27 protein-coding genes and 1 tRNA gene are annotated in these 26,622 nt (G+C 39.3%); 15 read left to right on the top strand and 13 right to left on the bottom strand.

Translation table 11 applies throughout. The features are described from left to right. Window positions 1–55: 55 nt before the first annotated feature. Together AC19MX_RS10430 and AC19MX_RS10435 are read left to right on the top strand one after the other, a co-directional pair. Window positions 56–517, top strand: a complete 462-nt coding sequence (locus AC19MX_RS10430; RefSeq protein ID WP_498297890.1) for a GNAT family N-acetyltransferase — start codon at window positions 56–58, stop codon at window positions 515–517. Window positions 518–533: 16 nt separating this feature from the next. Further along, window positions 534–851 carry a putative quinol monooxygenase gene (locus AC19MX_RS10435; RefSeq protein ID WP_432404707.1) on the top strand — a complete coding sequence of 106 codons (318 nt, stop codon included), beginning with the start codon at window positions 534–536 and terminating at the stop codon, window positions 849–851. Between the two features lie 129 nt (window positions 852–980). On the opposite strand, the gene AC19MX_RS10440 is transcribed toward AC19MX_RS10435, so the two are convergent. Further along, the gene (locus AC19MX_RS10440) at window positions 981–2,051 is read right to left on the bottom strand and encodes a porin (RefSeq protein ID WP_498297892.1); all 1,071 of its coding nucleotides are present in this window, start codon (window positions 2,049–2,051) and stop codon (window positions 981–983) included. 525 nt (window positions 2,052–2,576) lie between these two features. Between AC19MX_RS10440 and tcdA the strand changes: the two genes are divergently transcribed. Together tcdA and AC19MX_RS10450 are read left to right on the top strand one after the other, a co-directional pair. Continuing rightward, window positions 2,577–3,374: a tRNA cyclic N6-threonylcarbamoyladenosine(37) synthase TcdA gene (tcdA, locus tag AC19MX_RS10445; protein WP_432404713.1), complete on the top strand. Its 798-nt coding sequence runs from the start codon at window positions 2,577–2,579 to the stop codon at window positions 3,372–3,374. Between the two features lie 555 nt (window positions 3,375–3,929). Further along, a complete protein-coding gene (locus tag AC19MX_RS10450; protein ID WP_432402846.1) occupies window positions 3,930–4,541 on the top strand; it encodes a superinfection exclusion B family protein in 612 nt (203 codons plus the stop codon). A 119-nt stretch (window positions 4,542–4,660) separates the two neighbouring features. On the opposite strand, the gene AC19MX_RS10455 is transcribed toward AC19MX_RS10450, so the two are convergent. Then, window positions 4,661–4,792, bottom strand: a complete 132-nt coding sequence (locus AC19MX_RS10455; protein ID WP_188957269.1) for a DUF3149 domain-containing protein — start codon at window positions 4,790–4,792, stop codon at window positions 4,661–4,663. 631 nt (window positions 4,793–5,423) lie between these two features. Between AC19MX_RS10455 and AC19MX_RS10460 the strand changes: the two genes are divergently transcribed. Further along, a tRNA-Leu gene (locus AC19MX_RS10460) sits at window positions 5,424–5,508 on the top strand. A gap of 96 nt (window positions 5,509–5,604) precedes the next feature. Here AC19MX_RS10460 and AC19MX_RS10465 read toward each other — a convergent pair. The 5 genes from AC19MX_RS10465 to AC19MX_RS10485 form a co-directional block, all read right to left on the bottom strand. Further along, the gene (locus AC19MX_RS10465; RefSeq protein ID WP_498297893.1) at window positions 5,605–6,009 is read right to left on the bottom strand and encodes a DUF2787 family protein; all 405 of its coding nucleotides are present in this window, start codon (window positions 6,007–6,009) and stop codon (window positions 5,605–5,607) included. 71 nt (window positions 6,010–6,080) lie between these two features. Then, window positions 6,081–6,563 (bottom strand): hypothetical protein, encoded by a 483-nt coding sequence (locus AC19MX_RS10470; RefSeq protein ID WP_498297895.1) that lies wholly within the window; start codon window positions 6,561–6,563, stop codon window positions 6,081–6,083. 43 nt (window positions 6,564–6,606) lie between these two features. Next, entirely contained in the window at window positions 6,607–8,640 is a 2,034-nt protein-coding gene (locus AC19MX_RS10475) for an AAA family ATPase (RefSeq protein ID WP_498297897.1), read from the bottom strand. Between the two features lie 3 nt (window positions 8,641–8,643). Beyond that, window positions 8,644–9,573 carry a tyrosine-type recombinase/integrase gene (locus AC19MX_RS10480; RefSeq protein ID WP_498297899.1) on the bottom strand — a complete coding sequence of 310 codons (930 nt, stop codon included), beginning with the start codon at window positions 9,571–9,573 and terminating at the stop codon, window positions 8,644–8,646. Window positions 9,574–9,715: 142 nt separating this feature from the next. Further along, a complete protein-coding gene (locus AC19MX_RS10485) occupies window positions 9,716–10,447 on the bottom strand; it encodes a hypothetical protein (RefSeq protein ID WP_498297900.1) in 732 nt (243 codons plus the stop codon). A 405-nt stretch (window positions 10,448–10,852) separates the two neighbouring features. On the opposite strand from AC19MX_RS10485, the gene AC19MX_RS10490 reads away from it, so the two are divergent. The 5 genes from AC19MX_RS10490 (at window position 10,853) to AC19MX_RS10510 (ending at window position 15,569) form a co-directional block, all read left to right on the top strand. Further along, window positions 10,853–12,001 carry a hypothetical protein gene (locus tag AC19MX_RS10490; protein WP_498297902.1) on the top strand — a complete coding sequence of 383 codons (1,149 nt, stop codon included), beginning with the start codon at window positions 10,853–10,855 and terminating at the stop codon, window positions 11,999–12,001. A 171-nt stretch (window positions 12,002–12,172) separates the two neighbouring features. Next, window positions 12,173–13,381 carry a hypothetical protein gene (locus tag AC19MX_RS10495; RefSeq protein WP_498297904.1) on the top strand — a complete coding sequence of 403 codons (1,209 nt, stop codon included), beginning with the start codon at window positions 12,173–12,175 and terminating at the stop codon, window positions 13,379–13,381. A gap of 78 nt (window positions 13,382–13,459) precedes the next feature. Next, complete coding sequence (locus tag AC19MX_RS10500) at window positions 13,460–13,789, top strand: hypothetical protein (RefSeq protein ID WP_498297906.1); 330 nt, start codon at window positions 13,460–13,462, stop codon at window positions 13,787–13,789. A 115-nt stretch (window positions 13,790–13,904) separates the two neighbouring features. Further along, window positions 13,905–14,312, top strand: coding sequence for a LexA family protein (locus AC19MX_RS10505; RefSeq protein ID WP_273059908.1), 408 nt, complete (start codon window positions 13,905–13,907; stop codon window positions 14,310–14,312). Next, window positions 14,313–15,569: a Y-family DNA polymerase gene (locus tag AC19MX_RS10510; protein ID WP_498297908.1), complete on the top strand. Its 1,257-nt coding sequence runs from the start codon at window positions 14,313–14,315 to the stop codon at window positions 15,567–15,569. Between the two features lie 237 nt (window positions 15,570–15,806). On the opposite strand, the gene AC19MX_RS10515 is transcribed toward AC19MX_RS10510, so the two are convergent. Beyond that, on the bottom strand, window positions 15,807–16,262 hold the full coding sequence (locus AC19MX_RS10515; protein WP_498297909.1) for a GNAT family N-acetyltransferase: 456 nt from the start codon (window positions 16,260–16,262) through the stop codon (window positions 15,807–15,809). A 94-nt stretch (window positions 16,263–16,356) separates the two neighbouring features. After that, on the bottom strand, window positions 16,357–17,217 hold the full coding sequence (locus tag AC19MX_RS10520; RefSeq protein ID WP_498297911.1) for a DMT family transporter: 861 nt from the start codon (window positions 17,215–17,217) through the stop codon (window positions 16,357–16,359). 136 nt (window positions 17,218–17,353) lie between these two features. Between AC19MX_RS10520 and AC19MX_RS10525 the strand changes: the two genes are divergently transcribed. The 5 genes from AC19MX_RS10525 to AC19MX_RS10545 all read left to right on the top strand — a co-directional run bounded on the left by AC19MX_RS10525 (window position 17,354) and on the right by AC19MX_RS10545 (window position 22,983). Next, window positions 17,354–18,256 carry a LysR substrate-binding domain-containing protein gene (locus tag AC19MX_RS10525; protein WP_498297912.1) on the top strand — a complete coding sequence of 301 codons (903 nt, stop codon included), beginning with the start codon at window positions 17,354–17,356 and terminating at the stop codon, window positions 18,254–18,256. Between the two features lie 288 nt (window positions 18,257–18,544). Next, window positions 18,545–19,114, top strand: coding sequence for an SOS response-associated peptidase (locus AC19MX_RS10530; RefSeq protein ID WP_498297914.1), 570 nt, complete (start codon window positions 18,545–18,547; stop codon window positions 19,112–19,114). 404 nt (window positions 19,115–19,518) lie between these two features. Continuing rightward, window positions 19,519–20,847 (top strand): MvaI/BcnI family restriction endonuclease, encoded by a 1,329-nt coding sequence (locus tag AC19MX_RS10535; RefSeq protein WP_498297916.1) that lies wholly within the window; start codon window positions 19,519–19,521, stop codon window positions 20,845–20,847. 85 nt (window positions 20,848–20,932) lie between these two features. Then, complete coding sequence (dcm, locus tag AC19MX_RS10540; protein ID WP_498297918.1) at window positions 20,933–22,603, top strand: DNA (cytosine-5-)-methyltransferase; 1,671 nt, start codon at window positions 20,933–20,935, stop codon at window positions 22,601–22,603. Between the two features lie 131 nt (window positions 22,604–22,734). Continuing rightward, window positions 22,735–22,983, top strand: coding sequence for a helix-turn-helix domain-containing protein (locus tag AC19MX_RS10545; RefSeq protein WP_498297920.1), 249 nt, complete (start codon window positions 22,735–22,737; stop codon window positions 22,981–22,983). Here AC19MX_RS10545 and AC19MX_RS10550 read toward each other — a convergent pair. The 4 genes from AC19MX_RS10550 to AC19MX_RS10565 all read right to left on the bottom strand — a co-directional run bounded on the left by AC19MX_RS10550 (window position 22,975) and on the right by AC19MX_RS10565 (window position 26,549). Next, window positions 22,975–23,190 (bottom strand): hypothetical protein, encoded by a 216-nt coding sequence (locus tag AC19MX_RS10550; protein WP_498297922.1) that lies wholly within the window; start codon window positions 23,188–23,190, stop codon window positions 22,975–22,977. The two genes, AC19MX_RS10545 and AC19MX_RS10550, sit on opposite strands and share 9 nt — an antisense overlap. A gap of 16 nt (window positions 23,191–23,206) precedes the next feature. Beyond that, a complete protein-coding gene (locus AC19MX_RS10555) occupies window positions 23,207–23,539 on the bottom strand; it encodes a hypothetical protein (RefSeq protein WP_498297924.1) in 333 nt (110 codons plus the stop codon). Between the two features lie 67 nt (window positions 23,540–23,606). After that, on the bottom strand, window positions 23,607–24,929 hold the full coding sequence (locus tag AC19MX_RS10560) for a tyrosine-type recombinase/integrase (protein ID WP_498297926.1): 1,323 nt from the start codon (window positions 24,927–24,929) through the stop codon (window positions 23,607–23,609). A 327-nt stretch (window positions 24,930–25,256) separates the two neighbouring features. Continuing rightward, window positions 25,257–26,549, bottom strand: a complete 1,293-nt coding sequence (locus tag AC19MX_RS10565) for a hypothetical protein (protein ID WP_498297928.1) — start codon at window positions 26,547–26,549, stop codon at window positions 25,257–25,259. Window positions 26,550–26,622 lie beyond the last annotated feature (73 nt).

The following is a 26,622-nucleotide window of genomic DNA, read 5'->3' on the forward strand; positions in this document are numbered from 1 at the left end:
TGCTCTGCGTTCTCGCTATTTAAAAGGGAACAAGTACAACCGATTAAGGTGAAAAATGTCGTTAACTTGGTTAGATGTGGGCTTTACTGAATTGTCTTTAGAGCAGCTTTATGGCGTGTTACAACTGCGTGTTGATGTGTTTGTTGTGGAGCAAAATTGTCCTTATCCTGAATTAGATGGAAAAGACAACGATGCGCATGCAAGGCATTTACTCGGCATTAATAGTCAGCAAGAAATTGTAGCTTACAGTCGTATACTTGCACCAAATGTCAGTTACCCTCAAGCCAGTATCGGCCGTGTGGCTGTGGCTAAATCAGCGCGAGGTCAAGGCGTAGCCAATCAATTAATGCAGCGTGCAATAGCCATTGCAAAACAACGCTGGCCAGATGATCATATTCAAATTGGTGCTCAAGATTATTTACGTCATTTTTATCAACAGCTTGGTTTTGTTGTTAATTCTGAAGTGTATCTTGAAGACGGAATACCACATCTTGATATGCTGCTTACTTATTCATAAATGTTAAGGAATATAAATGTCTGATTATTCAATCAATACTCAACAAATTGTTTGTGTTGCGCAGTTTGTAGCTAAAGAAGGTAAGCGTGATGCATTATTGGCAGCATTAGCGAGTTTAGTGCCTGACACTCGTCGTGAACTGGGTTGTATTCGCTATGAATTAAATGTCAGTATTGAAGATGATCGTAAAGTGGCATTTGTTGAAAAATTTGTCGATCGGGCTGCGTTTGACAAGCATTGTGCTAAAGATGCCATTGAGCACTACTTTCACAATGTGATGCCAGAGCTTGTTGAGTCGCATCATGTGGAAGTATTTAATCAAGTGATAGCGTAAGGCGCTTAAGCCGTCGTTGTGATTTGTTTTATAAGTACACTAAAACGGTGCTTACATAAAAATGCCAGTCTCATTAGACTGGCATTTTTTATCATTAAAGTTGCCTAGCTTATGCTGGCATCAAGATGATTAGAAGTCGTAACGTGCACCAACAGTGAAGACGTTATCATCTTCTAAATCTACAGTTGCAGTACCCACTTTATGGTCGCCTTCATACATTGCATAATGGCCATAAACCAGCGTTGACTTAGAAACGCGGTAGTCAGCACCAATAGTAATATTGGTTACGTCAACATCAAGACCAGTAGCGGCATTACCATTAACATCTTTGATTGATTTATAATATTTACCAAAACCAGCGTCGTCTTGACCGTATTCAGCTTTTAAGTTTACGCCGTTTAAGTCATAAGATACGTTAACGAAGAAAGAATCACCTTCTTGATCAGAAGTTTGGCTTTCAGTGTTTTGGTATAAACCACCTAGTTTGAAGTCACCTAATTTTACTTGTGCCACACCGCGGTATGCATCAATGCCACCAATCGTATTATAAGCAGCCGCTACATAGTAATTTTGCGCTTTAAGGCCTTTATCACCAATCGTTGCGCTTAACGCGTATTGGTCTTCGTACGAATCTTTGCCGTCAGCATCTGTGTAGTTGTCTTCCATTAAATACGTTGCATTTAATGTTACTAAACCACCTAAAACAGGTGAGTAGTACCAAATACCGTCTGCTTTACGATCCTGGCCGCCAATTAAGCGGTCGATATCAGCGTTGAAGTTACCGAATAAATCGACGCCACCTTCAGACTGTTTGAATACTGTGTCATTACGACCAACAAGTACGGTACCAGCATTGGTTTTTAAACCAAGGAAAGTGTTACGTGATTTAAATGTGACTTCATTTTTGTATTTATCTTCTTCAGCTTTATCTAAAGTTTGAGTGGTGTTTTCTACTTGGAATTCCATTTGGTATAGAAGCTCAACACCGTCGCTGATTTTCTCGCTACCTTTAACGCCTAAGTTAGAAAAGTTATTTTCTAATACAGTACCTTCTTTACCATTTTGCGTAGTAGAGCCGTTATCAGAATTAGTTACAGCTAAATCTAAACGACCATAGAAACTTGGGCCTTCAGCAAGCGTAGCAAAAGAAACGAGTGTAAGTACAGATGCTACCGATGCAGAGATTAAGGTCTTTTTCATCTTTCATGCTCCCTAGAACGTTATGTTCTATATTCCATTTTTCATGGTTTTAGTTAGTGAAGTCTGTTGCAGATACTATCCTGTAACAATCTGGTGCAGATTTTTACAGATTTAGCATCGTCATAGTGTGGGCTAGATCAAATAAACTGGCCCTACCTAAAAATTTGTGCAGAAAACTGTGACAATGGCGATGATTTATCAAATTTTGTCACATTTCAGTGCAGATATACCTCTTTTGGGATGTTCCTATTTATTAACAAATAGGCTAGCGCACAACAACAAAAGCGATAATCCAGTAGTTTAGCGTATGTTAATTTAATTGTTGAATATATTAACGACTTGGATCACTAGACCTTAGTCTAGTAAGGCTGATAATTAATCAAATCAAGTGACTGCTATAAAAAGTAGCGGCATCAAAGTAGTGCGACTCCGTCAGTTACTCGTTTATCTGCAACAAACATTTAGCTTTAGCGTGAAATCAGCTAGAATCGCCAGCGAAATTGGTCGTTAATCGAGGCGTAATCCATGTTGTCTGAATCTTATACTCATCGTTTTGCTGGCGTGGGGCGTTTATACGGTCAAGCGGCATTGACGACTTTCTCACAAGCCCATGTGGTGGTTGTCGGGATTGGCGGAGTAGGGACGTGGGTCGCCGAAGCGCTAGCGCGCAGTGGTATAGGGCAAATCACCCTCATCGATTTAGATGATATTTGTGTGACAAACACTAATCGCCAAATTCATGCGTTAACTTCTACTATTGGTCAGTCGAAAGTTGAGGTAATGGCAAAACGGATTAACGAGATCAATCCAGAGTGTATTGTTAATGAAGTCGAAGACTTTGTGACGTTAGATAACTTAGGCGAATACTTTGTTCCGGCATCGCGAGGCGGTACGATTGATTATGTGGTTGATTGCATCGATGCGGTTAAACAAAAAGCAGGCTTAATCGCCTGGTGTAAGCGTAATAAAATCCCGTTAGTGACGATTGGTGGCGCGGGTGGCCAGACTGATCCGACGTTAATTCAAGTGACCGATTTAGCCAAAACAGTACAAGACCCTTTATTGGCTAAGGTGCGTAATATATTGCGTAAAGAATATAATTTTAGCAAAAACGTGCAACGTCGATTTGCCGTTGATGCGGTTTTTTCCACTCAGCATTTAGTCTACCCACAAGCCGATGGCAGCGTATGCAATACCAAAGCAACAGCAGAAGGTAGCATGCGTATGGACTGTGCATCGGGATTTGGCGCAATCACTATGGTTACTGGCACCTTTGCTTTTGTGGCCGTGAGCCGAGTATTAACTAAATTAGCAGCAAAGTAAGCCATCGGCTTACAACGCCTAGCATTGCCCAGAATACATAGCCTTTGAATATCATTGCCAAGGCTATGCATAACTTCTCTGACAAGATTGACCCTTCGTCTATTAGCCTAATATTGGCGGTTGTAGCTAACCGCCCCCATATTGAGTTCACATCACGTTAATTGTCCTCTTCACCGTCTTTTATACTAATACGCTCTATGTGATACACCATGACTTATTGGTATCTGCCTTGTCGAGCCTTCAGCCCCTTTTGCTCTGTGATCTCGCTATTTGAAAGGGAACAACCATGGCTACTAGCGACACCTTAATCAAAAACCGCTGGACGCATTCTGAGTGTTCACTTATTAATGCGGATTGGTATAACTGCATCGATATTTGAAAATCGTGGGTTATTTGGCTCTATTAGCATTCTAATATCGACTTATATTGAAGTTCAATGAGGTTTATTATTTATACTTATCAGTGATTTAAGTGTTGGTGTGCCCGTTTGAATCTCTTGGCACTAATTTTGCTTTATTTGGGTTAAGTTCAAAAATCTGACACTGCGAGTAGGCTATGATGAAAATGAAAATCGGTTCGATGAATTTACTAAACGGCAAGCGTGTGTTCGTCAGTGTAATGGCATGGGGAGTCGTAACCTGTGCAGCTTTGCTTTTTGCCCCCAAAGATATTTTGGCGAGTCTCGCTTTAGCAAATATTGTGAGTGATTATGGTCAGTTTATTGGCTTAGGTTTAATCATAGGTGTTGCCTATTTTCTCAGTCAATTATTTGCTTTTGTGGTAGATGAGGCCATTGTTAATTTACGCCAGAAACGCACAGTTGAAACGATTGAAGCTAAGGTTAAATTATTAGACCCAGCTGAAAGAGCCTTATTGCGAGAGTTTTTCTTGCAAGGGCAGACTATTCTGACGCTGCCGCAAAATGAGCTAGCAGTGAGAAATTTAGTCAATACGAATATTCTGGAAACACTCGGTAATGAGCGTCATTACGCAATTCAGGGGCCGACAGCAGATTATAAAATTTCGATGCAGGCACGCGTTTATCTCAATCGTGATGTATTGCGTTTACCTGCTGGAGAACCCAGTGCAGAAGAGATGAGTTATCTTATTAAAACGAGGCCGCAATTTGTGAATGGTCTTGTGCAAGCAAGAAAGCATGCAGCATAAAGCACACAGCAATAAAAAAATGGGGGCTATAAAGCCCCCTAATTATATCATTCGCAAGGAAGTGTTGAACAATTAGCAGTAAAATATTAGCAGTAAAATAACTTAGCCGATTAAGCGACTTACTTAACTGGAGCAGACTTCACAACAAACATCCACATTAGATAAGACATGATTCCGAATGTGCAAAAAATGACAATCATAGAAAGTAATCCTATTGCGTTTCCAAACATTAAATCTAACCAAAATGCCATGACTCTTATCCTCTGAATGTGAAATCATGTTTATCATAAAGTTAAAAAGTGATAACAATAATGATCTCGATCAACCTTCGTCTCCTCAGTATTAGCATTTCGTTAATTTTGCTAAATAGCTCACAAAAACAACCATAGAATATAGAATAGGTGATGCGAATGACTTTTGAGCAATCAGTTGATTTTTACATAAAAGAATCATCAAAGGGCTTGCCATTGTCAGAAGCAAAGGTATAATCGCCAACACTCAATTGTGACAATAACAATTGAATTTTGATTAGTGATGTCGTAAGTTCTGCAAAGATATTTATTTAGATGATTTTGCACAGCTTATAAAGCTCACAAGACTTTGCCTGAGTGATGAAATTGGTATACATGGGGGATTCAAAATTCGCTGCGTCTACTTTTAAATATCGATTAAGCTGTTGAAATAGAAAGTTAATGTGTCAATAATTAACGTTCAAAAGCCATGTAAAGATTTGCAAAGTTTTTTAAAGTTACAAATATGTGCCTGTTCAAGTAAAATGGTTTCGAACAGGGTTAAAAACACATAATTAAGTTGTTCAGTTTTGCAAAGTAATTTGGTCTAAATTAGATTACTTTGCAAAGCTAAAATAGCTTCTAAGTCTTTGCCTGAGTGATGAAATTGGTATACATGGGGGATTCAAAATCCCCTGTCGCGAGACGTGTCGGTTCGAGTCCGACCTCAGGTACCATTATTTGAAAGCCCTGTTCTTAACCGAACGGGGCTTTTTTATGACTTAAATTTAACACCAACACGCTTCTTTAACTCACTTTCCAATACTTGGTGGTTAATCCGTGGTAACAACCACTTCAAATACATCAAACTCCAACCAATAACAAAGGAAGTTTTGCTCCCAAATCGGGTAGAACTCTGTCGCGACCTCAATAGAAAAGGCACCATTGATACTTTGAAAGAGGCCGCTGCTTAAATCAAAGTCCACCTCTTTAACCAATTCCCAGTGGCCTCCTTGGCCGACATAACAAAAGTCAGTGATATAACATAAATGCCATTGTTCACCTTGTTTCTCTAGTCGTATTTCTACAGGGTGGTAGCCACCACGTTGAGGGCTGTAATCAGGATCTCGAAAGTTAATCGTAATCGCATTACTAGTTTGTTCAGCGATAAAAGGCGTTAATGCCATTATCAATCTATTGGATATTGGCAATGCCATTACTTTAGTGATGGTGTTCATTTAGCATCCTTCGTGGTTTCTTCGTGCGCTTATTTAATGGGGGACGGTTATCCCCCCTACTGATTAGATTGTTACTTAGTAGATTTAGTGGGGGGTTCGGCTTTGGGTTCCTGACTCGCCTTATTCTTTTTGGTTGGAAATTTGGCACTTTTGAGTAAGAGGTCGTCTAATTCACCGTTATCTACAGCATCAATAATGAGTTGGATGGTTTCTGGTAGCTTGGCTTTATCACCGACATCAATAGCGGGTTTGTCTTTAACGAATTCTATCGGCCTAATACCAACACGCACTTCTAGATAATAATGGCCTTCATTGTCGTAGTACCAAGGGCGAACATTGATACGACGACGCACTTTCTTCCGCTCTCCCGTTTCAGGGTCTTTCATGCTTTTTTCGCGGTAAGCTTCAAATATTGTTCCTTGGATGAAGCATTCTGCCATTTCAAGTTGCTGCTTAAGTTTATCAACCAAGCGAGTTCTTTTGGCTACGATAGGCGGCTTAACGGCAATTTCAGGGCGAGCAATAACCTTGAGCGAACTCAATAATGTTGTCATGGGATGTTCCTTTTAACGGTTTAGTGGAATGTGTTGTTGGGTGTTAGTTGATAAAGCCAATACTGCGAGTGACTTGTTTACGGCTACTTTCTGTTTCCAGTAATGCGATGGCCGTTGTTCTGTGGTTATGGTTGGGTTGAAATAATATGCGCCTTGCTAAGATTGCGAAGTCACCGGGTGTGAGTTGTTGTAAGGGTTTAAGCTGGCTCATTTCTACTTTGGTGAGCTGACTAAGGCCTAGCACCTGCTTATATAAGATGTGGCGTTGAGATTCGGTTAGATAGTCACATGTTAGTTTGAAATCAAACCTTCGCATTACTGCGCTATCAATCGCATCAAGTGCATTTGTCGCTGCAAACACAGGTTGTGTATTGCACTCAAGCTGCGACAAGAGTTCGTTGACGAGCTGAACGTCGTGCTGCGAGTGCGCGTTCTGACGCTTACTCAGTAGACTATCAACTTCATCAAAGAGCATCAGCTTCTTAGCTTTATGCGCTTCCCTAAAGAGCGCTGCGATGTTCTGCTCGCTTTCACCCACATACTTACTGAGCACGTCCGAGCATTTGATGTGCATGACTTCCATTCCGTGTGTTTCAGCCAAGTGATGCACCCAACCTGTTTTACCTGTACCTGGGGGGCCATTGAGTAATACCCTAACAGGTAAGCTGTTAGCGATAGCGGTGTCGATGTCACTGATAATGGTCTGTGCATCTTGCCCGTCTATGGCTTTAAGGTTTAAGCAGCTTGGGTTAAAGGTGAGTTGCCCTTCATATTTCGCTGGAACAGAGTCTTCTCCACACGCATCAAGGGTGGCATCGATGACTTCAAGTACCACTTCTTCTGCTTCCTCCCCCGTTAACGTCAAAGTGCTGGCGACATGCGCTGCATTAGCAATGTATGCAGGGACGGCATTCGATTTAGTCGCTAACATCATTCTAAATTCATTGGATACCTTAAGCGCTTTCAGCATGGCCTTACTCATGGCATAGCTAAACGCTTCATCTGGTACTGGGATTTCCATCACCAGCTTGAACCGCCTAATGTAACTAGGCTCAAGCGATGACACATGGTTAGTTATCCATATTGCAGGTACAGGATTATTCTCCATTAAGCGCATCAGGCTTTCTTTAGAATATTGCTCATCGGCATGTTTAAATATGCTTTCACATTCATCGACCAATAGTAGGTTTTCAGTTGAATCACCAATCAGGTTTTGCAATAGCGTGAGGTAGGTAAGGCGTTGTCTGGTCGGTTCTGTATTAATGAAATCAGCAGTCGCTTTACCATTTTCAAACTGGACACTTTGTACCTCTATAAGGTTGCGGCCAAGTTTTTGTGCCAAGGTACGTGATAGTTCTGTTTTACCCGTACCCGCATCCCCATAGAGTAAAATGTTAACACCTTTAAGGCGTTTAGCGTTTGCAGCCTTGAGGTAGCGATAGACTAAGTCGGCATTCACATGCTCAAACTGCTTGAGTGTGAACTGGGCTTTAGGGCTGTACTTGAGGATGGGTTTAAGAAACGTTTCGCGACTATCTAGCTTTTGGCTTACTAAGAATGCACGAAATGGCTTAGGTATTCTTAATAGGTCTGGAACATGAAAATTAGCGTGGTCAACAAAGTTGTTATGAACCAAGTATTGCAGTTGTTCATAAATACCATCATCGTCTAACCCCGTATCTTGTTCTAGCTGATGGATAAGGATAGAAGAGTCATGAACCGATAGCTGGGTAAGTAACTCCCTTAAACCTGAGTTGGCATTCATCACAATAATCAGTTTCATGATTGTGACCATCGCTGGCTCAAGCTTAAATAACTCGCATAGAAATACAGCATTATGTTGCACGGTATCGGCAATTGTTGGATGGTTATCCGTTAACGGGAATAACGCTATCGTACTGTCAATATCGTATTGAATACCCTGTTGAAGCTTAATCCCAACTAACCCATTGATGATGTAAGAAGGGATAGATTCGAAGCCATAGTCTACCGCTGACAATAACAATGTTTCAGCAAACTGGGTGGCGAGGTAATCACAATGCTTTGCTCGTTGTAGAGGTGTCTTTATGTTTATCATCGGTTACTTGCGCCCCCGTCTATGGGCTTTCGCAGGTGGCGTGTAATCAAGAATCTCAGCGGCCTGCTTCATAAACTCATGGTCACGTTTATCGTAAATCGTAGTGGTGCTGATATCCGCATGGCCTGCCATTTGCCTCACGGTATTGATGTCTACATTTTGCTCAAGTAAACGAGTGATAAAGGTGCGACGTAAATCATGGGGTGAAACATTATCCACGCCCAATTCATACAAGGTCTCTTTGACTAATCGATATAGAGACGTTGGTGTGGTTGGCTTAGTTAATTTAAGCTTGCCAGTAAGGGATGACTTACACAGTAAATAACCTTGCTGACGACTGCGTACCTTGAGCCATGTAACAAGGTTTTGCTCTACCCAATTGGGTAAAAACAAGGTGCGGCTTTTATTACCTTTACCCGCAACTACTGTCAAAGAGTGGAGGTTTGCATCATAGTCGTGCAGCATTAACGCTGATAGTTCACTGCGGCGAAGTCCAGTACCTAAGAACAGGCTGAATATCACCAGATTACGGGCAGCGAATGCGCCTTTCTTTTCTTTAAAGTAGGTAAGTACAGCCGTTACTTGTTCAGTGCTTAATGGTGTACCTTGATGCTGTCCATGTTTGACCTGATTAATTGTCTCCAAGTTAGCAACTTGCGATAACTCTGCTTGATTCATCAAGGCTGCTACTTTTACGATATTCTTTATTGCAATCATGGCGCGGTTAATCGAACGAGCAGACCATTTTGCATGTGTCATCACAGCGCGTATCTGTAATGCTTGTTGATAGTCAATCTGGCATAGCTTGTCGTTGAGACAGTCTTCTTGCCATTGCATTAATCGTGCAATACTGCGCATTTGTGAGCTGATAGAGCGCTGACTATTAGAAGACAGACGGCTCAAATACAGCGCGAACGGGGTCGCTGTAGTCATTGAAAACTCCAGTAAGTGTATTAGTTGAATTGTATTTAGAGGGTTGAGCTAGAAGGGAAAAGTGATACAAGAAACACGTTCATAGTATCACTTTATGGACTCAATTTCAGCAGCTGTTTTTGACACGGTTAAGGGGAGTAAGCTATTTTTTATTTATCATTTTTAATTGTTTAACTAGTAAAGAGACTTCACTTTTGTCACTCAATCTCGGAGTGGAGTTTTGTGCTTCTTTATCTTTACGTGTAGTTCTTTTTTGCTTTCCCCATTTTAAGTTTAATTTAGAGTTAACAACTCCAATATTCAAAACTATATGAACATATTCAGTTGTGAAGATATTTGGGGTGGGCAGACTTTTATTAAGGCAAAAATCAATATTTACTTGAGTTAACGTTAATAAAGCGAAGTCATGTAACTTAGTTAGGATTTTCAATAAATCACAGTTTTTTTCAAGGCTTATATTTTTTTTGTTGATTAGTTGCAAAAGACTGTTTTTGGGTTTTTTAAATAGTTGTGGATGCAGGCCAGAGCTTGATTGGCTAAAATATATTCCACCATTACTTCCGAAATTGTCGGTCTTAAATTGATTTGTTTTTATAGAGAAAACTTGTTGTTCAATCCAATCATCTTGATGTACCAATTCTTCGAACAGGAACAAGGCTACTTTTAGCTCGTCAATACTCAATGTCGGTGTTGATATCAAGTTCATAACATGTTGAGCATGTTTTGTGCTTACTTTGGCGTACCTAGCTAAATCTGCTGATTCAACAGATGGCATGTGTTCTTTAAGTAGCTTGCGGTCTGATAAGCGTTTTTCCAATAAGATGGGATTGTTTTCCGTTCCAACATTACCTTGAGCTTTATAAATATCTTCCATCTATTTATCCATTTGATTCTTAAGAGTATTTCTATTCCGCTTTTGCTTTTTATAACATTTTTAAATAGAAAAAATAATGGTTAAAGCAAAGTGTCCATCCAATATAGTCTGCACTCCATCTCAATTCCATCCAATTTTTAGCCGAATCTATCAAGCTATAGTGTATTAGTTTTTTTTATCTGATGTCAGCAATAGAATCACTAATGCTTAACTTGATGAAATATAGTGTTTTTTTGTTTTTTCAAATGTATTCCAACTTTTATTTCATTACTTCTGATCAGAAAAAAATACATTAGTTCAGAGGGGATACAACCTATTTATAATCCTTATTATTGATTCTTGTGGAGAGTGAATTTAAATCTTCATCGAAGATTTGGTATAAACAATTGAACTGAGGATCATCAAATGGAACAAGTTAATAAGAGCATTTTGCTGGACGTCAATCAGGTTGCAAGTGAAAGGGTACAAGATTTAAGTGATGGAACAAGTGCTCCTAAAGTTGATGAAAGCCATATTCCTGAAATTATTACTGGTGAACAAGAGTCTATCGGGCTTGGTAACCCGAAGTATAAGCCAACTCAGGAAGAGGTAAATGACACAATTGTAAACCTTTCCAATACATTTGCAGAATTTAAGTATTGGCTATTTCTAATATACATCCATGAAATGTATAAATATCCTCCCTATAACTGTAAATCAATAAATGAATTTGTGGGGAACCATTTAACTATCTCACGTGCAACGGTTTATCGAGTGATTGTCGAAATCAATATTAATTACTCTATATATGGTAGTTATGACTGGTGTTCTCCAAAAATCAATTCCAATATTTGCCAGAAGCTTAATCGTGTTTTAGTTACTCAAGGTTTGTACCAACTCAAATGTTTCTGGTTTGAGTTAAATTGTAAACTAGATAAGCCTATGACGGCTAAAATTGTAGAACAACAAATTTTTTATTATGGAAGGTTTAATTGTCTTGCAGATAATGAAACTCATAAAAGTGATATAAAAGTACCTACACATTTAAAACCACAATCTATTCAGAGTTTTGAAAATAAATTTGGGGAGGATTGTTCTATTGAACCTGATAAGGATTATTTACCTTTCGGAGACGAAAAAGATGAATCCGATAATGAATTCGATGATGAATTCGATAATGAATTCGATGATGAATTCGATGATGAATCCGATAATGAATTCGATGATGAATTCGATGATGAATTCGATGATGAATTCGATGATGAATCCGATGATGAATCCGATGATGAATCCGATGATGAATCCGATGATGAATCCGATGATGAATCCGATGATGAATCCGATGATGAATCCGATGATGAATCCGATGATGCAAAAGACGACTCAGAACTTGATTGTATTATTCAATCAGTAATGGCTGATATTATATATAAAACTTACGGTGGTGTGTACACCGCTAGGCTAGGAGAAGCTATTAATATTATTGTTAAGCTACATCCCATTGAATTAATGGCGCTTAATGAGTGTGTCGAGCAGATATTGTCTTTGCAAGAATCAAAAGTTGTCTCAAGTTGAGACAACTGAATTTATAAGCTTTACCATTTAGATAATACAAGTGCACATCATGTTTATATGCGATATTGATGTGCGCTCTATAATACAACAGTATTATTATGTATATGTAGTATATATCTTATTATATAGCTAACAAGTATGTAGTAATAGAACAGTAACAGAGATCTTACTATGTCTAAGCCTAATAACTCTACTATTCCTAATATAATTCGTGTGCATTCTGGCAAAACCTACGTAGCAGGTGTAAATGCTTATACCCAAGCAAATAACCAGTTATGTGATCTTGCCAATCTATCTAATTCTTCTTCTAAAGTATTTAAAACACGGCTCAAAGCTTGGTTTAAAGATAAGCCGAGTAATGAGCGGTTAAATCATTTTAAGCTATTAGAACTTGGCCGTTACTTAAGCGCAATATTCATGAATCCGCTCGAATCCGGCGTGATACCCTTTGTCGATATGCTGTACTTAACTATAGACGTGCCAGAATCAGTGGTTTCTTCGCTATCTATGGCTATGAAATCTGTGCCTACGGAGCATTTTAAGCTGTATAAAACGGGCACCACTAAAGTTCTAAAGAATTACAAAGACGTGTATCAACGCTTCGCAATGTTCGAAAATCCAATGTCTTCAAAGATTATTGTCTATTGGGGAATACATCCAGAGGTTAGAGAGGAGCGCCCGAAACAGCGTTTAGTCAAAATATCATTAAATCCCGCAAGGCATAGTCCTGCCGAAATTACCGCCTTTTTCGAGTGGTTTAAGTCGTTATTAGGTGATGATGCACAGCAAACTATGGAGGTGGCTAATGTAACGCGCCTTGATATCGCTATGGATCTAATTGGCGTGCCGTTACCTTATTTGTTAGTCGAACGTACGAATGTCAAGCTAAGAAGTTATTATTTGAATGAGGAAGCTAAAAAGTCACGTTTAGGAATGGGGAATTTTGGCAGTCCAAAATCTAATAGATCCTATGTGTACGACAAGTTAAGGAAATATCTAGATTTAGGCCCTTTTAATGTTGATTTGCTTGTTTATGACACAGCTAAGAAGCGTTACGTACCTATTAGTCGTTTGGAACGTGTATTTAAGTTTGCGGATTCAAAAAAACCTATTTGCCTTGGTCAACTTGAAAAGGCTCCTTATTTTCTTAAAAGCACTGTTTTTTACAATCCAATGATATTGATGTTCTTAAACGCAACACAACGCGATAGGGTTGAGAAATATGGTTTTAGCTACTGGTATCATAAGATTAATAGAAAACGTTGGAAAATAAGTCGACTTTTGCTTGATAATCGAACCCTAGAAGTTAACGATAAGCAGCTAAAGTCATTACAAGTTGCTGCTTTAATCCGTTTAAAGAAGCTTATTTTAGAAGCGTAAATGTGATCTTTAGACATTTTCAATGCTTGCGATATTATTCGTAACACACTAATGTTTTCATATTAGTGTGTTTTATTATTGATAGAGACGTTTATCGATGAACCAAATATTGAGACTATTCGACATAACTTGGGCGTGGAAGACCATATCCCATTTTTTGCCTATTTGATTTACCGCTGTGATACTAATGAGTTTCTAGCTAAATTCGACATTTCCTCTGAGCGTTTGCTAAAAGCATGGCACCGCTCACCAGACCAAGCAAAACCATTTAAAAAAGTCCTTGAGGCTAATTTTGTATGCCAGCAACTTGAGTTAGACCCTAGCATCTGTGAGATAGTGATTGGATTTGATTTAGGTAAACAAATTGCTGTTGGCTCATTGAATAGCGATATAGTAGGAAATAACTGATATATGTACTTCCTGATTACTATTTTTTATCAGCTCGGATTTTTTATCCAAGTTATGCTTGCTTCTTTGTAGTCCATCGCTAGAATTGCTGTATGTAAATACAGTGGTTTTGTTTATGCGTGTGATCCCCATACCTGCCCATGCAGGAATAACAGGCTTTGAAAGTCCAGCCGCAGAATACAGTCAGTTAAGTCTGAGCTTAGATGATCTCCTTATCGAGCATCCTAGCGCAACCTTCATAGGACTCGCTCAAGGCGATTCAATGCAGGACGTTGGTATCTTTGATGGTGATGTGCTCATTGTTGATCGCCATGAAACAGCGCGAAACGGGGATGTTATAGTCGCCAACTTTAACGGTGAGTTTGTTTGCAAAATCCTTGATTCTCAACGCCGTCTACTACTTTCTTCAAATCACCAATTCCAGCCAGTAACCATTCATGAACATGATGAGTTTAGTATTGAAGGTGTAGTGACTCGCTCTATTCGTTGCCACCGTCAAAGTCCATTATTGTGTGAGCATTAGATGTTTGCCTTAGTCGACGCTAATAGCTTTTATTGCAGTGCAGAACAGGTATTTCGTCCTGATTGGCTTACCGCGCCAATCATTGTGTTGAGTAACAATGACGGTTGTATAGTTGCTGCCAATAGACAGGCCAAAGAAGTGGGTATTCAGAAGTTTTTGCCTTATTTTAAAGTTAAAGAACTTTGCGCCCAACGAGGTGTTATTGTCTGTTCTTCGAACTATGAGTTGTATGCTGACTTATCTACCAAAATGATGAATATCATTGGCCGTTTTGCACCAGAGCAACATATTTACAGTATAGATGAGAGCTTTCTCTCGTTTAAAAACTGCTATCCCGCTATCAAGTGTCTTAACACTCAAGGTCAGTTAATTCGCCGTGCAGTATGGAAAGAGACGCGTTTAGCTGTTTGTGTTGGGATCGGTGAAACACTGACATTAGCTAAAATTGCTAACCATGCCGCTAAGAAGGTTAAGGGCTATCATGGCGTTTGTGTGATTAATACGGACCAAGAACGTGTCGCTATCCTAAAGCAACTTGTTGTTGGAGACGTATGGGGTATTGGGCGAAGGATTAGTAAGAAGCTAGCATTAATGAATATCCATACTGCTTATCAACTAGCATGTATACCTCCTGGGCTAGCCCGAAAACAATTCAGTATTGAAGTCGAACGTACAGTTCGTGAACTTAACGGACAAGTGTGTAAAGTGTGGGATGAGGCGAGGGCTGATAAAAAGCAAATTTTCTCAACGCGGAGTGTAGGGGAGCGGATCACCGACTTTGACTCATTATTACAAGCTTTGAGCAAGCATGTCGGTATTGCAGCAAGTAAAGCGCGTAAGCAAGGCTCAAGCTGCAAGACCATGCTACTTTTTGCTAGCAACTCACCCTTTGATGAACGTCCTGTTAGTTACAAAGCTATAGTGCATTTTCCTTGCCCTACTAACTGCACCGTCGAGCTAACCAAAGCTATGAGTGAAGCTGCGCCCAAGCTATTTCGTGATGGTGTTCGCTATTACAAGATAGGAATTGGCCTAATCGATTTAGCTAGCGAACAGAACAGCCAACTTGATTTGTTTAATCCCCCGACAGCTAAGCCAGCATTAATGCTTGCACTAGATCACATCAATCAACGTTATGGCAGTGATACTGTGTTTCTCGCTGCACAAGGTATAGAGCATAAATGGGCAATGCGAAGGGATTTACTGACACCGCAATACACAACTAAATGGCTTAGTGTGCCGCACATTAAGTGCTAACAAGGTTATGCCCCAAAGTGTGTTTGAAATGGATATATTTCACGGTTTAACCGATTGCATTTACCCTCAAAAATATAATATCACCTTCATAGAATAGCCTGAGTCGTTATCTCTCTGCTTCACCGATAAATACAGCAAAGACATCAATGGGCTTAATACACTCGGCATTGTTGTTTACCGAGTCTTTATCGTTTGACCAATATTGCTATCATACATCTGTCATCTTATAACTAGACATTAGAGCAGTGGTAGCACCATATCAACTCTGTGCATATTAGGTCCCCAGCCATCTTTAATTTCAGTCGTCTTTTTTGCACCAAATTTTTCAAAAAATGCAGCTGAAAGATGACTGGTTGCGATGTCTATGTGGGTAACCTTACAATCAACGGCGATATTTTTAGCATAAGATATCATTTGAGTACCAAGACCTTTGCCATGCACTGATGGGCAAGTCATGATCCATGTAATATTTGCTCTGTTATTTTTTTCGTCGATATTCAAGCCAAAAACGGCCACGATTTCACTTTCAATTTGTCCAACTTTATAAGTTTTTCCCTGCTTTTCGAGGAACTCAACATAATCCTGTCTTTCATTATTTGCGAAAAATTCGGGACAATTTTTATCAAATAATGCAATGCACTCTTCAAAACATAAATCACAGTAATCTTTAAACACTAATTTAGTATCAGTCATAATTATCTTCACTTATTTTTAACATTACACATCAATCTGATGTGTTTTTAAGGCCTGTTTTGACGTTTAATTTGAAATAATTTGATTACTTTATTCAAACCTCCTTCTTATACTTAACAGATTCAAGTGTCGCTAACCAAACTAAAGGTAAGATGATTAACGCTGAACCTATCACAAAACTCAAATCAGGAACTTCATCAAACCACATGATGCCCACTATTACGGCACCTAATAAGCCAGTATATTCAGCGCTAGAAATTTTATGTGCTTCAACTGTTCGGTATACCAAGACGCATATACCTGCATAAATCAAAATGAATAAATTTGAGCTTGCCGCTGTGAATAGCGGGTACCAATCCAAAGGTTGGTGTTCCCAAATTGCTAAACTAAAGGCAAAAGGTATTCCCATTAGATTGGTCAAGAATAAAGTCTGAGCGACAGTGTGGTGCTGAGGAAGTTTACGAACCAAGAGATTATTTGTAGCCATTGTTACCGCGACTATAAGTGCAGATACAGCCGCCAAACTAATTTGTGTCGGTTGTACAACGACGAGAATACCGACAAAACCCACAATCGATACGGTTATAGTTGGGGTGGTTAACGTGTCTTTATAAAATAAAAAACCCAACGGTAACATAAGTAATGGGGCAGTATAAAAAATAGCATTAACAGTTGCCAGAGGTAGAGCTTGAAGAGACAATACCATGAATATGGCACCAAATAACCAAACATGGCCACGTACAAAGTGCCATTTTAAATGACTAAATAATTTGATTTTTGTATTGAATAAGCAAAATGGCAAAAGCATCAATACTGCTGTTAATTGTCTAAATAGAACAAATTGATACACTGCAGCCCCAGTCGGCAGGCTTTTTATTAAAGCATCCGAAATGACGGCGACAATATTTCCTAAAATCAATAAAACCATTGCAAATCCAACACTCATCTTCGGCATTTTTTCCCTCGACTTATTCTAAAAATGTAAAAAATTAAATACCATTACGCAAATCAGGTGCTTAAGTAGGGAGTATATTCATATAATTCTATGACGTATAATGATATAAAATTGCTTAGTATTAGCTGAGGTAATAATGAAGTTGCCACCATTGCGCGCTGTACAATGTTTTGAGTCAGTTGCCAGGCTTAAAAGTTTTTCAAAAGCAGCAGAAAGTCTTAATGTGACTCAAAGTGCGGTGAGTCATCAAGTACGAATGCTTGAGGAGTATCTTGGTGAAGCTATGTTTTACAGGCAAGGCCGGACATTTTCATTAACAGAAGTTGGAGAGCGTTACTTCACAGAAGTCAGTCAATCACTAGCTATTCTGTCTAATGCCAGTCAGATTATTCGACACGGTAAACCTGGGTATATTCGTTTAGCACTTTATAGTTCAGTAGCCGTCAATTGGTTAATCCCTCGATTAGAAGATTTCCGTAAACAGTATCCAGAGATAGAAATAACGTTAGATATGGTCACAGATCAGCCGGATTTTAATGACCAATTCGCAGATTGTTTTATTACCGTAAATCCACCAAAACGTCACTTTGTAAGTAAATTGTTATTTACTGAAAAGTTATTTCCTGTTTGCGGTCAAAAGCTTTGGGAAAAAATAAGAGATAAGCCACTCCCTGAGGCATTGTGGCAACATCCGATATTGTCTGTGCGATATTCTGACACAAATCAAAACATCGCCGATGATTGGTTACGATGGTGTAAAGCCGGTGGGTTTGAGCTACCTAGTGATCTAAAAGTTAATCAATTTAGCCATGTGCTACTCGCGGCAGAAGCGGCACGTTACAATTTAGGTATTACGCTTATTAATAACTATATGACGGTAGATCAATCTCATAAACAGAATTTTGTCAGAATTCCTATGCATGAATTGAAAACTGGTGATAACTTTTACTTTGTCTATAGTGAGTTAAATTCTAACAGGGCTGATATAACAGCGTTTGGTCGTTGGTTGGAACAGCAATGTTATACACTTAATATATGATAATTGTCATGTTGTCATATCCCGCCTAATAAGACTTTCAACAAGTTAATGGAGTAACAGGTTGTAGTGGCTTAGTAAAATTGGCCATAGATGTGTAGTAAACAGATATTTTTCACATAGAAAAATCTATCTGAAAATTTAGCGTTGTCGGAACTTCGTAACTTGCTTTTGTCCAAAAACGAGTCGCTTCAGATTTGAATTTAGGCCAGTTTAAACTTATGGCAACCTGCTATTATTTGGTAAAGGTTACTGGCCGGCAAACAAAACGCCTTACTGTGAGTAATACTTATGTGTGGAAGACTCAACATCAATGAAATGCTTAGTCAAAGGGTATCAAAAAGATTAGGCATTGATTTTCGTGCACAGCTGAATCTTGATTTACGACCAACTGAGCAGGTCGCGACCTTAGTGATGCATAATGAAAGGCTTTATCAACAAGACGCTTCTTGGGGCATACAGCCTGCATGGTCTAAGAGGATGCTGATTAATGCCCAAGCCGAGACTGTGGCTAGCAAGAAAACCTTTGCCTCAGCCTTTGCTCATAATAGATGTTTAGTGCCTTGCTCTGGTTGGTTTGAATGGCGTGATGAAGGAGGCTCTAAGAAGCAAAAGTACCTATTTAGTTATGAAGATAATGAACCACTGTATATGGCAGGTATTCTTTATCTCTGTGACGATGCTATGCAGTTAGTAACCCTAACTACAGCACCTACTGATGAATGCCGACTTTACCATCACAGAATGCCGCTGCTTATAGGTGCTAGCGATATCCGTTATTGGTTTCAGTCTGACCCTAACCAGCTAGAGAATCTGTTGTTCAATAATCCTGATATCCCAATTAAGATACTAGCCGCTTAGCTAGTTCTTGATCTCGAGCATGCTTGCTATTGAATTGTGCACTTGCACATAGAGAGAACCTTTGCTCATTATCGCTGTAGCATTCTTCAAAATTTGATTGAATCACTATGCTTATGCAGACTCTTCTCAGATTTATGCTTTGTAGCTGTAAATTGATGAAATGTGACTGTTTATGCAGTTATGTGTGCATAAACTGTATTTTGTGTCTGTTTATCACGATTACGCGCAGAACACGTAAAGTAAGCGCTAAAACACGCTAAAAGTGCACTTTAATAAACATTAAAGTGCAGTTTCCTTTCGGATTTTATAGCGTTTGAAGTTACTATCATTACCAATGAACAACTTAGTGTGTTCTTGTTATTTTTGATATAACTAAACCGCTCAATCTGTGAGCTCTTAGAGGGATGATGACTAGTTTTAAAGCTATTTCAGAACAGATGCGTAAGCTTGGAGCTTCACGAATATTTTTTAAGCCGTTAGCTAACAATGATAACACTAAGCAACAGATCTATTTAGGCTCGGAATTTGATGTGATTCGCTCAATTCCTTCTGGTGAGATTTATGCTCAGGGTATTAGTACAAAAGGCCCTATCTTTAAGGCGCCATTGGATTTTTATTGGATAGATGAAGATGGGAATACTGACCGAGCGCCAAAGTGCCAAATCATTTTATACCCAAAATACCCAGAAATTCGTATGTCTGGCTTTTTAGCTGCTACTAATAGAAAGTTAGCCATAACACCACGCCATTTGATGCAACCTCCCACGAAATCTGAACGAGCCATAAGAATTGATAGCCATCGATATCTCGTATTAGGCGTAAATAAAACAACCATTTGGGCGTATTGCACTTCGTGGGAAGATGAACTTGCATTGGAGTTAAAGCAGCTTGTTACTGAGAACAAAGCAAAGCTAGTCGCTTCAGTTTTATATGAATCGATAACCGTTGGGAAAACAAGCGAAGAGAAGCTATTAGATAAACTGCGAGCGATCTATGAAGGTGGTCCAATTGAGTCATGCCGATTACAATCTGACGGTACTAAAATACCATACAAGGCTCAAAACGGTGCTGGTTATACACTAGAAGCTCAGTTTGATATTACACCGAATGGATTCTCTGACCCTGATTTTATGGATTGGGAATTAAAGTCGCATTCTGGTTCTGTGGTGACATTAATGACACCAGAACCGAATACCGGTATCTATATCGAAGATGGATTAAAAACGTTTTTAGATTGCTACGCAACTAAAAAGCAAGAAGATCGCTTAGACTTTGCAAGCCGTCACGATGTAAATAAAGAAAATAGTAAAACATATCTAACCATGAAAATGGAAGGCTATGATGCTAAGTCAGGGAAGATAACAGACCCTTCTGGCGGCTTAATGCTGAGAGATAGAGCAGGAAACTTAGCTGCGGGGTGGAGCTTCGATAAAGTTATTGATCACTGGAAGAGAAAGCACTCAAACACCTGCTACGTAGCCTATACCGCCAATAAGGATAATGAACTTCCACACTACCTATATGGCCCTCAAGTGAAATTGGGGCAGGGCACATCCTTAGAACACTTACTCAAATCGCTTCATAGCTGTGCTATCTACTATGATCCAGGCATCAACATGAAGTTAGATAAAGGAAAATGGAAGCCGAAGAAGCGAAGCCAATTTAGGGTAAAATGGAAAGATATTCATCAGTTATATCATTCGCTACGAGTACTCGATTTAAAAAAATCTTAGAACTGGTTACTTATTTATAATGCAGATTAACTTTCTGGGAATTTTGTGTGATACAATTTACTCATAATCCCCAGAAGAATTAATTATGTTGTATAGCGAAATACTTATCGGCGATGAGTTAGACAAGCAGAGAATCGACACGAATAGAAAAGAAAGCGATAAGCTACTTAAACTACTAATCGAGATTTATGATCAGAAAAATCTCGCTATTCATTTTCAGTCGCTAGGCGGCGATTTTGCATCGGTGAGTAGAGAGAAGCTTAATAAGTGGAAAGCTTCAGCAGAAAAGAATCCAATCATTTTTCATGAAAGAGCTATTGCGCTCCTTAGAGACAAATTACTCCCTCGCAAACCTGCTCATTGGGATAATCCTGATTTTACATTTATCGACTTATTCGCAGGTATTGGTGGAATAAGAAAAGGCTTTGAAGCGGTTGGTGGTAAGTGCTTGTTTACTAGTGAGTATGATGCCAATGCCCGCAGAACATACCTTGCAAACCACTATGTGGATGACAGCGAATTAACTTACTTCTTAAATAGTGAGGAAGATAACCCGCATAAAAATAAATCATTTATGGATATTACAAAAGTAACAAGAAGTGATGATGACACAGCAAGTGAGAGTGAAAGAAAGCAAAGTATCCTGTCACACATTCCAGAGCATGATGTATTACTAGCCGGATTCCCTTGTCAGCCATTCTCTCTAGCAGGGGTTTCTAAGAAAAACTCACTTGGCCGCGCCCATGGTTTTGATTGTGATACTCAAGGAACGCTATTTTTTGATGTTGAGCAGATACTTACTGTAAGACAACCCAAGTACTTCGTGCTTGAGAACGTAAAAAATCTTAAAAGTCACGACAAAGGAAACACGTTTGCAACGATCATTCGAGCGTTAGATAGGGCTGGTTACTGGATTGCTGATATAAGTAATCAGCACGACGATATTGAAGAAGCAATTAAGATTGTACGTAAGCGTAAGCCTGAACCGACAATCATTGATGGCGCTTTATTTACGCCTCAACATCGAGAACGTATAGTTTTAGTTGGTGTGAGAAAGGATGTACTAGCTGTTAAACCTGAACTCGCTAGATTAAGTTTGAAAGATATCGCTAAACCCAAGAGCTGCTATTCACTTGGTGACATTCTTCTTCCACTAGATAAAGCTCAGCAAGATAAATATACGCTTACACCCAACTTATGGAGCTATCTATATCACTATGCTCTCAAGCATCAGAGCAAGGGAAATGGTTTCGGTTTTGGGTTAGTTAACCCTAGAAATGAAAAAGTTGTAACTCGAACTCTGTCTGCTCGCTATTACAAAGATGGTTCAGAAATTCTTATAAACCAAAGTGACTTAACGGATGAATATCTTGAGTGTAAAAAAGAGTTCGCTATTCGCAAAAACCAAGATAGAGAGCAATTTGCTTTAGAGTATGCGAATAAATGGAAGAAAGGTAATCCAGAACCCACTGAGAAAATTTTAAATGAGGTGATTAAACAAGGAGAGAAGATATATGACGACAAGCACGGTCGCTATGCTGAAGAGTTCGATTCCCTGTACCGCACTCCCCGCCGTTTAATGCCTCGTGAGTGCGCGCGTTTAATGGGTTTTGAAAAGCCAAAACAAGACAGAAGTGAAGCTGATGCTGACTTCAGAATTGTGTGTGCAGACACTTCGGCGTATAAGCAATTTGGTAATTCTGTAGTTGTACCAGTATTTCGTGGTGTGGCTGATTTGCTGAAGAAAAATATGTAGGCCTATGAGCAAAATATTAGAAATCGGTTTTATTGTGTAGTGATGAGGCTTATAAAGTGTGACTCATAGTCCATAGATACTAAAGTAACTATGAGTCATACTTAATATCATTATTTCAGTTGGGAAAAATCGTGAAACTTAAATATGCAGTTGCTTTAACACTGAAAAAATTAAGAAATGAAGTTGGAGTTAGTCAAGAGCAGCTGGCTAGAAAATCTGGTATAGATCGAACCTATATCTCAGGCGTTGAGCGGTCAGTTCGTAACATAACCCTTGATTCTCTAGAAGGATTGATTGATGCGTTGGGCCTGACTTCAGAAGAGTTTATTCGTAGGTTACATATTGAGCTGGGAAATCAGAATTCCAGTCAATCAGCTTGATTTGCTCTCATATTTATCTACAGCCTTACGCGCTGCATCAATAGCCATCTGGATATCAAACTCTATATCTTCATCGATACATTCATCATCCTTGCTTATAGACCAGCTATAGCCTTCGTTATAATGGTCTGGATTTTCTTCAACATAAATTTCAAAGCCTTGGTATTCTTCTTCAAAAGGTACAGTAATACTTGGTGAGTTACTCATGGTTTTACCTTATATGTTAGTGTGCAGAGGCTAGTTTTTTTAGATACGCAGTTAGCTCAGAGGGGCTTTCTGTTGTAAACACTACTTCACTATCTTCACCAGTGAAAATTTCTGGTTCATTATCGGTGCCTTCGTTTATAGCTGTCATGACAAGGTAACGCTCTTTTGATTCATCTCTGTCATCAGGAGCCTCGAAGTCCACCCATAGTACTAAATGTTGAATACCCACTTTAAAGTAGAAGCTAGGGCTCATGTCGTTGTGCCAGCTCTTATCAGTTAGCCACGGAAAGTCTTCAATGTTAAAGCCCAAGTTAAAGTTTTCACCAAACTCGCTTTTATATAGTGCCATTTTTAACTCCTGAATTTATTACACATCTTATCATTGTGATACAAACATCAGAAGTCTCCCGATGAGTCTAAATACAGCCACGCTGCTTGTAGCTGGCTTGCCATTCTTTAAACAATTCAGAAAGCCTCGCTTCATTTTGCTTACTACCAGATGTTTTTTTGTCTTTTACTTTGGTCTTTGTTTTGCCTAGGTCAACACCCGATAGCTCTTTACTGTACATCTTCGGGGTAACATGACTGTAATGCTGTTCAATCATGGCAATGCTTGTTCCACATTGTTTAGCCAATACTTCCATGCTTACTCCAGCCAATAGTTGCCAAGTGATATAAGTATGGCGTAATGAATAAAGCGTTCTAACGCCATGTGGTGATTCTTTTAATTTGGCTTTTGTTAATGCTGTATCAAAGGTCTTGGTGAGTGCTTTGGTTTGAGTACCATCAAGTAAGCGAAACAGCTTGTCAGTAGGCTTCCTATTGGGAAAGCGCTCTCTCAACGTCTGAATACTCGAAAAGATTTCATCACGACAAACAACTTCTCTGGTACCCGTATGCTTGATGGTTTTACCTTTTCTTACGGTGATATAGAAAATGATGTTGTGAGCATTGGTATCAATATGTATGTCGCCCCAAGTAAGGCCTTCCATTTCAGTACCGGGTCTAATGCCTGTATAAACAGCAAACTCCATGTAGTCGAGTAGCAGCTCACGTATTTGGCGGGTTTTATCCTTAATACTGTTTTGTTCTAACTGTATAACTGCATCAAAAACTTTTTCATATTCATCAGGGGATAAATGCGAGCGTCGTTGTGGTCCTACCCCCTTAGCTGAAAGTGAAGGTACTTGAACAGGTAGCATCCACTTCCGCTGAATCGCTTCTCTAAAAACCAATTGCATGGCAGCATTATGATTCATTAACGTAGATTTAGCGGGTTGACGGCCAAGCTGCTGCTCACGCCATTGATTAAATTCGTTCAATTTATCGCTATCAATTGAAGTAATGTAAGTGCGGTTAAAAAACGGGATATGGTATTTTCTTAAAATCTGGATATAGGTTATGTATTTATCTCGGCTTCGTTCCTTATTTTCAACCTCATTTTCACTTCGCCCTTTTACGTTGTTTACATCAATTGAAACTTGTATGGTATTTATGGCTTGCTCAGCAACGTCGCTAAAGCGTTTAGATACAGCAAGTTTGTTACTACTAGCCATAACTTCGAATTCAATTTGGAGTCGATATGCCATTGCTATGGCTTTCTCTTTCTCCTTTTGTTTGGTAGCTTTGGAGTACCACTTATTACCGATCTTAATACGGGCATACCAACGCTTACTGTTGTCTTGTTTATAGATGTATAATTCGTCGGAAATGTCGTGCCTTTCGATCTGTTTGCTCATAAGAAATGTCTGATGTTTTTTGCAAAGAATTTGCAAAGTTATTTAACTGACTTTTAATGTACCGTAAGTTGTTAAAAAGTAATAACAAAAAATTCCATTAAGAGAGATATTTATGACACTCTTTATTCAAAATCCCCTGCTTCACGGCGTGTCGGTTCGAGTCCGACCTCAGGTACCATTATTTGAAAGCCCTGTTCTTAATTGAACGGGGCTTTTTTATGCTTATAAATCAATGGTAAATATAAAAGTTTGTTATTTTCAGTCGCGAGAAAATAAAATAATCCTGTACTGATAACCACAATAAAGAATTAATCACAGCCAGAAAGCTCACTTCAAAAGCTTACCGTTTAAATAAATATTATTTTCCATTTCAGTAGCATTCTGGATCCCTTCACCAGCAAAGCAGGTTCGTAGTGATTGCTTGGCGTATTTTATGGCTTCTTCAGTAGCAGATTCGCTTTGTACAACGATCCTGGTTATCACGCTATCAAGTGTGCCGGTCATTGCTGGTGTCATAAAGTTTTCTTGCTGGAAGTTAAACTGGTGCTCAACTCGGAAGTCCTTGATGTTCACTCCTTGTTTCTGGAAGTACATTTTGTTCGCTGTAAGTTGGCTCATTAGGCAGAAAGAAGTACCGATCGTAAAGTAGTCCCGTGATGTAGGTGCTTTATCTTTACCTTCGTAGCCACGGCTGTCATCGGAGTAAAGATCCCATGTTGCATAGTTTTCAGTTAAAGATTTTGCTCTAACCCTATGCATATATGGCCTGTCGGTATCATGGGCTGATTCTGCAATTGCAATCTCAGGGAACACCAACGGATTTGGAAGGTGGTGCATATCCAATGCAAGATCTTGTTCTACTTCCATTGTCTGAAATGTGAGATCTGCAGTGACATTTGTAATCGGAAAGCCATTATCCAGAGAAACCGGAGTTTCAACCTTACCATGACTAGGTTTGAGGCCCGCCCAATCATCAGCATTGACTATTATGTCAGAATCAATGACGGTTTTATTGGCTAAGCCTTCGCCCACTGCCCAGGCGTTCAGTGCCATTTGTTTTAGCTCTTTGATCTTGTCCGGAGACTCATCGCTTGTGATTAGAATGTTTGAAATCACTTTGTCTGTATGACCAGACCAAGTGCTTGTCATTGTATCCTGCCATCTGAAGAATATTTTTGATTCTACTTTTACATCTTCAACGTCGAGGTCTAGTACCTGAATCGCTCTCTCAAGCTGAGTTAGCAAGCTTGAGGCCGAACCAACCGCATAATATGTGAGTGGGTTTGGTGCAGTTTGATCATGGCCAGAGCCACCTTCGTCACTAACAAACTTCCATGCACTAAACTCATCTTCGCCTTCAATCTTTACCATGCCTTTTTTAAGAAAAGGCGCTTTAGGATTCAAGATGTTTTGAGTCGAAGTAATAATGTTTTCTGAAATAGCACCATTTTCAGCCACCGCTTTAACTGGGGTAAAGGTTGTCGGACGCGTATAATTATCTAGTCTGGTTTCGACTTGATATATTTTTTCGGTTTGTCTCTCGTCGTTTGGCGCAGAAACTGCGTAACCAGAAGTCAATATTGCGATTAAGGTTGCGAGTGTGCTTAATTGGGTTTTCATTGTTGATACCTCATATATAACGAATTTTAGAAACGAGTATTGATAACGTCTGAGGTATATATTCGGATGTTTA

The sequence above is a fragment of the Shewanella sp. MF05956 genome, assembly GCF_059758055.1.

Bases quoted from the DNA above. Each gene is read 5' to 3' on its own strand.
- AC19MX_RS10535 (WP_498297916.1), top strand. From the start codon at position 19,519: ATGATGACTAGTTTTAAAGCTATTTCAGAACAGATGCGTAAGCTTGGA.
- AC19MX_RS10465 (WP_498297893.1), bottom strand. From the start codon at position 6,009: ATGAACACCATCACTAAAGTAATGGCATTGCCAATATCCAATAGATTG.
- AC19MX_RS10565 (WP_498297928.1), bottom strand. From the start codon at position 26,549: ATGAAAACCCAATTAAGCACACTCGCAACCTTAATCGCAATATTGACT.
- AC19MX_RS10490 (WP_498297902.1), top strand. From the start codon at position 10,853: ATGGAACAAGTTAATAAGAGCATTTTGCTGGACGTCAATCAGGTTGCA.
- AC19MX_RS10485 (WP_498297900.1), bottom strand. From the start codon at position 10,447: ATGGAAGATATTTATAAAGCTCAAGGTAATGTTGGAACGGAAAACAAT.
- AC19MX_RS10480 (WP_498297899.1), bottom strand. From the start codon at position 9,573: ATGACTACAGCGACCCCGTTCGCGCTGTATTTGAGCCGTCTGTCTTCT.
- AC19MX_RS10470 (WP_498297895.1), bottom strand. From the start codon at position 6,563: ATGACAACATTATTGAGTTCGCTCAAGGTTATTGCTCGCCCTGAAATT.
- AC19MX_RS10520 (WP_498297911.1), bottom strand. From the start codon at position 17,217: ATGCCGAAGATGAGTGTTGGATTTGCAATGGTTTTATTGATTTTAGGA.
- AC19MX_RS10440 (WP_498297892.1), bottom strand. From the start codon at position 2,051: ATGAAAAAGACCTTAATCTCTGCATCGGTAGCATCTGTACTTACACTC.
- AC19MX_RS10560 (WP_498297926.1), bottom strand. From the start codon at position 24,929: ATGAGCAAACAGATCGAAAGGCACGACATTTCCGACGAATTATACATC.
- dcm (WP_498297918.1), top strand. From the start codon at position 20,933: ATGTTGTATAGCGAAATACTTATCGGCGATGAGTTAGACAAGCAGAGA.
- AC19MX_RS10505 (WP_273059908.1), top strand. From the start codon at position 13,905: ATGCGTGTGATCCCCATACCTGCCCATGCAGGAATAACAGGCTTTGAA.
- AC19MX_RS10495 (WP_498297904.1), top strand. From the start codon at position 12,173: ATGTCTAAGCCTAATAACTCTACTATTCCTAATATAATTCGTGTGCAT.
- AC19MX_RS10475 (WP_498297897.1), bottom strand. From the start codon at position 8,640: ATGATAAACATAAAGACACCTCTACAACGAGCAAAGCATTGTGATTAC.
- AC19MX_RS10550 (WP_498297922.1), bottom strand. From the start codon at position 23,190: ATGAGTAACTCACCAAGTATTACTGTACCTTTTGAAGAAGAATACCAA.
- tcdA (WP_432404713.1), top strand. From the start codon at position 2,577: ATGTTGTCTGAATCTTATACTCATCGTTTTGCTGGCGTGGGGCGTTTA.
- AC19MX_RS10525 (WP_498297912.1), top strand. From the start codon at position 17,354: ATGAAGTTGCCACCATTGCGCGCTGTACAATGTTTTGAGTCAGTTGCC.
- AC19MX_RS10510 (WP_498297908.1), top strand. From the start codon at position 14,313: ATGTTTGCCTTAGTCGACGCTAATAGCTTTTATTGCAGTGCAGAACAG.
- AC19MX_RS10435 (WP_432404707.1), top strand. From the start codon at position 534: ATGTCTGATTATTCAATCAATACTCAACAAATTGTTTGTGTTGCGCAG.
- AC19MX_RS10515 (WP_498297909.1), bottom strand. From the start codon at position 16,262: ATGACTGATACTAAATTAGTGTTTAAAGATTACTGTGATTTATGTTTT.
- AC19MX_RS10455 (WP_188957269.1), bottom strand. From the start codon at position 4,792: ATGGCATTTTGGTTAGATTTAATGTTTGGAAACGCAATAGGATTACTT.
- AC19MX_RS10555 (WP_498297924.1), bottom strand. From the start codon at position 23,539: ATGGCACTATATAAAAGCGAGTTTGGTGAAAACTTTAACTTGGGCTTT.
- AC19MX_RS10530 (WP_498297914.1), top strand. From the start codon at position 18,545: ATGTGTGGAAGACTCAACATCAATGAAATGCTTAGTCAAAGGGTATCA.
- AC19MX_RS10430 (WP_498297890.1), top strand. From the start codon at position 56: ATGTCGTTAACTTGGTTAGATGTGGGCTTTACTGAATTGTCTTTAGAG.
- AC19MX_RS10450 (WP_432402846.1), top strand. From the start codon at position 3,930: ATGATGAAAATGAAAATCGGTTCGATGAATTTACTAAACGGCAAGCGT.